The organism is Bradyrhizobium sp. P2_E8, from assembly GCF_056403875.1.
Window position 1 is genome coordinate 1 of sequence record NZ_JBFUES010000629.1, and the last position, 4,555, is coordinate 4,555.

Genomic DNA, 4,555 nt, shown 5'->3' on the forward strand with positions numbered 1-4,555 from the left:
GTATAGGCCGGCAGAAAGAAGTTGTTGGCGGAGTCGCCCGGCCGATCGCCGACATAGTGCGCGCCGCCGCCGAGCCGCAGACGGCCGGGCAGCTTGTCGCCGAAATCGTAGACGAGATAGAGTGAAGCCGTGTTCATCGCGGCGTTCAGCAACTTGGCATTGCCGTTGATCGGATCGTCCACCAGGCGCGCGTCGGTATAGCCGTAACTTCCGATCATGCTCCATTGATCGCTCAGCTTGCCGGTCACGTCCAATTCCACGCCGCGCGACCGCGCCTTCGCGGACGTTCGTACCAAGACCGTACCGCTGCTGAAAGGGTCGGAGACGAGCACGTTCTTCTTCTCGATGTCATAGACCGCAAGCGTGCCGGACAGCCGCTTGTTGACGTCGAATTTGATGCCAGTCTCCCACTGGGTTCCCTCTTCGGGCTTGATGCTGGAGTCGACGACGAAACCGACAGGAGCGCCGGTGAAGGGCGCGATGGTGGAGGTCGGCTTCAGCGATTGTGTGTAGCTCACGTAGTACGAAAGCTGATCGTTCAGCTTGAAGATGACGCCGCCGAGCGGCAGCACTTTGTCGCCAGCCAGGTTGGTATTCGTGACGAACAAGGGCCGACCTTTTCCCGCGAGCTGCTCGTATTCCATCCAGCGCACGCCGCCAACCACGGACAGCCAGTTGGTCAGATGGAACGTGTCCTGGGCGAAGAAGCCGCGGGTGCCGAGCTTGTCGGTCTGTTCGCTGTCCGTAGCCGAAACGGTCGTGCCCGGCACGATCAGCCCATAGACCGGGTTGTAGAAATTGAAGCTCGGGGTCGCTTGGCGAATCAGGTCGTGGCGATCGATGGTGCGATACAACGCCTCGCCACCGAACAGGATCTCGTTGCGGAAGCCGCCGACCCAGACGTCACCCTGCAGATAGGAGGTGCCGTAGCTCGCGTTGCTCAGCGAGTTACGGGTGCCGTCATTGCTGCGGGTCTCGACGCCGGTCTTGGCGTTGACGCTGGTGATGCGAAGCTGATTGGCGCTGAAGGTCTCGGTGTTGTAGCTGTAGGCTGCCGTGACCTTCCAATTGTCGTCGAGCTTCTGCTCGACCGAGCCCTGCACGAGGTCGGAGGTGCCCCACATGTTGYTGAAGGGCTCGTCGAGCCGACGCGTCTTCGGGATCGCCAGCGGAGCGCCGTTGACGAAGGCCGTGCCGCGGTCGAACGGGGAGATGAACTCGCGGTGCTCATAGGTGAGCTGGACCGTCGTGGTGTCGCCGTACCAGGCCAGCGACGGGTTCACCAGCATTTCCCGGTGGCGGCCGAAATTGCGCCAATAGTCCTCGCTGACGCCGTAGCCGATGAAGCGATAGGCGAGACCGCCGTCGCCGATCGGACCGGTGATGTCGAGCGTGCCGTCAGCACCGCTGCGATTGTTCGCATAGGTCGAGCCGAGCAGCGTGACCGAGCCGTGCTGGTAGAGCTCTGGACGTTTGCTGATGGTGTTGACGATGCCGCCGGGATCCATGATGCCATAGAGCAGCGAGGCCGGTCCCTTCAGCACCTCGACGCTCTCGACCGCGGCGTTCAGGCTGCGGCCCTGCACCAGCGGCATGCCGTTGCGCATGATCGAGCCGTCGCGGTTGTCGCCGAAGCCGCGGCGGATCACGGCGTCCTGGGTGCCGGCGAGCGTGTTGGTCTGGGTGATCCCGCTGATGTTGACCAGCGCATCGTCGATGTTGCGCGGCAACTGGTCCTTCAGGACCTGGGCAGGCACGACGTTGACGGTCTGCGAGGTGTCGAGCGGCGATGCGCCCGAACGCAGCGTGGTCGCGCTCGGCATCGCACGGTAGCCGAGCTTGGCGGCTTGCTGCGCGGCGGCCTCCGCGGCCGCGCGCTCCGATGGCGTCGACGCTGCCGGCGCGGCATTGCGATTGCGCTGGCGCGCGGCGGCCTGGGTGCGGCGTGAGGACTGCTCCGATGCGCGCGCCGGTTTCGGCCGCTGCGCCGGCGCTTCCACCGTCACCGGTGGCAGCGCCGATTGCGCCTGTGCGGTCGTCGTGTTGGAGGGGCATTCGGCGAGCAGCACCGCTGCTCCGATGAGAAGACCTGCACGACTCCCGCCGGCACGAATTCGATGACCGCTGACGCGGTCATCCAGATGAGCACGCACTTTCGATTCACTTCCAAGTCAGACGCAGCATTGCAGCTGGCGCGTCTAACAGCCGTTGCGGGTGAAGAGAACCGTAGGCGGAATTGAATCGCTCTAGTGTTGAATGGTTCTAAGCGCAGATCAACGCGAACCAGCAATCATGGATTGTTCTCGCGCCGATCGCGACACGCTGCGCACGAAATTCGCGGCGGCTTGTCGCGACATTGCGGGATTTCATGCGATGGCAGGGCTCGTCAGCTCGTCGAGCTTCCGCTTTAGCGCGGTGCCGTCGGACAAGGCCCGGAGCGGCGGGCGCACCCGCAGCCACGCTGCTTCGCCGGTCTGCGCGGCGAGAATGGCCTTCAGCGTTGCGAGGAAGGATGGCGTCTTCACCACGATGTCGATCGCCGCTTGCATGCGTGCCTCGACATCCTTGCCGCCGATCATCGCCTTGACCAGCTCCGGCGCGATGTTGGCCATACCGCAGATGGTGCCGGCACCGCCGGCGGCGATGGCGCGGGCGATGTCGGCTTCGTTGCCGACGGTGATCGCGAGCTCGGGGCTGGCCGCGCGGAACGCCTCGAACTGCTTGAAGTCGCCGCTGGAGTCTTTCAGGCCCGCAACCACCTTGCCGTAACGCTTGCGCAGGCTCGCGGCGACCGTGGTCGGGATCGCAACGCCTGAGATCTGCGGGATGTGATAGAGATAGGCACGCAGGCGATCGTCGGCAACGCCGTCGATGATCGCGGCGAAGGCGTCCTCGATACCCTCGGGCGTGACGCTGCGGTCGAAGTAAGGCGGCAACAGCAGCACATGGCGCAGGCCGAGGCCGAGCACGGCGCGCGTCAACGCGATGCTATCGCTGATGGCGGGGAAGCCGCCGCCGATTCCGATGCGTTCCGGCGCGACACCGGCCTTGAGCATGGCCTCGATGGTCGCGACGCGTTCGGCGACGTTGAAGGAGGTGCCTTCGCCGGTGGTGCCGAACAGCACGACGCCGTCGACGCCTTTGCTGAAGAGCTGCTTGGCGTGGGCGGCGAGCCGGCCGTGATCCACACCGCCATCGGTCGCCAGCGGCGTCGCCGACGCCACCCAGAACCCGCGAATCGCCTCCGTCATGACACCACCCTTTGCTGCGGTCCCGGACTAAGCCACTGATCCATAACGATCTTCTGCGCCTAGCGGAGCYTCGTTTTTGCTTTACTTTTCACCTTGTACCTTACATACAAGACGGACGCAAATCCCATCGCAGCAGACGCGCGACAGACGCGGCCGGATTTTGAGGAGGTCTTGCATGGACATGGTGACCCCCGTGGAGCGTCCCGACCAATTGCTCGCCGCCTTGCGCGACAAGCTCGGCGCCGCCGCCGTGCTGATCGGCGCTGATGTGCCGGCGCGCAATTGCAACGACTGGAGCGCGAGCCTGCCGCAAACGCCGCGTGCGGTGATCCGTCCACTCGATGCGCAGGGCGTTGCCGATGCGATCGCCACCTGCCGGCAGGCGCATCTGCCGTTCGTGCCGCAGGGCGGACTGACCGGGCTGTGCCGCGGCGCCTCGCCTGAAGCAGGCTGGGTCGCGATCTCGCTGGAGCGCATGACCGGCATCGAGGAGATCGATCGCGCGTCCGCGACGATGACGGTGAAGGCGGGCACGCCGCTGGAGACGATCCAGAAGGCCGCGGACGAGGCCGGCTTCTTCTTTCCGCTCGACCTCGGCTCGCGCGGCTCCTGCGCGATCGGCGGCAATCTCTCCACCAATGCCGGCGGCAATCGCGTGATCCGCTACGGCATGACGCGCGAGCTGGTGCTCGGTCTCGAAGTGGTGCTGCCGGATGGCACCATCATCACCAATCTCAACAAGCTGATGAAGAACAATGCGGGCTACGACCTGAAGCATCTCTTCATCGGCTCGGAAGGCACGCTCGGCATCATCACCCGCGTGGTGCTAAAACTGTTCCCGAAGCCGCGCTCGACCATGGCCGCGCTGTGCGCCTTGAAGGACTATGCCGCGGTGATCGCACTGCTCGATGCCGCGCGCAGCGGGCTCGGCCCGCTGCTGTCGGCGTTCGAGGTGATGTGGCCGGATTACTGGGACGTGATCACGACGCGCGCCGGCGTGAAACCGCCGGTCGCCGCGGGCCACGGCCTCTACGTGCTGGTGGAGGCGCAGGGCACCGACGAGAGCCTGGATGCGCCGCGCTTCCAGGCCTGGCTCGAAGAGCTGATGGAGCGCGGGCTGCTGGCCGATGCCGCGGTGGCGCAATCGCTGGCGCAGACGCAAGCCTTCTGGCGGGTGTGCGACATCTCCGCCGAGTTCGGCCTGGTGCTGGGCCCGCACATCTCCTACGATATCGGCCTCGCCGTGGCGCGGATGGACGAGTTAGTCACGCGCTGCAACGCCGCGCTCGCAGTCGGCATCAAGG

At 65.3% G+C, this 4,555-nt stretch carries 3 protein-coding genes; 1 reads left to right on the plus strand and 2 read right to left on the minus strand.

Annotated elements, in window-relative coordinates:
• Together AC1D00_RS28260 and AC1D00_RS28265 are read right to left on the minus strand one after the other, a co-directional pair.
• Nucleotides 1-2,153 (minus strand): TonB-dependent siderophore receptor (locus AC1D00_RS28260; protein ID WP_477012920.1); only part of this gene is annotated, 2,153 nt, incomplete at its 3' end.
• 213 nt (nt 2,154-2,366) lie between these two features.
• Nucleotides 2,367-3,251, minus strand: a complete 885-nt coding sequence (locus tag AC1D00_RS28265; protein WP_477012921.1) for a dihydrodipicolinate synthase family protein — start codon at nt 3,249-3,251, stop codon at nt 2,367-2,369.
• A 175-nt stretch (nt 3,252-3,426) separates the two neighbouring features.
• Between AC1D00_RS28265 and AC1D00_RS28270 the strand changes: the two genes are divergently transcribed.
• A partial coding sequence (locus AC1D00_RS28270; protein ID WP_477012922.1) for an FAD-binding oxidoreductase occupies nt 3,427-4,555 on the plus strand: 1,129 nt, incomplete at its 3' end.

Excerpts from the sequence above, each read along its gene's own strand:
- AC1D00_RS28265 (WP_477012921.1), bottom strand. The coding sequence starts at position 3,251 with ATGACGGAGGCGATTCGCGGGTTCTGGGTGGCGTCGGCGACGCCGCTG.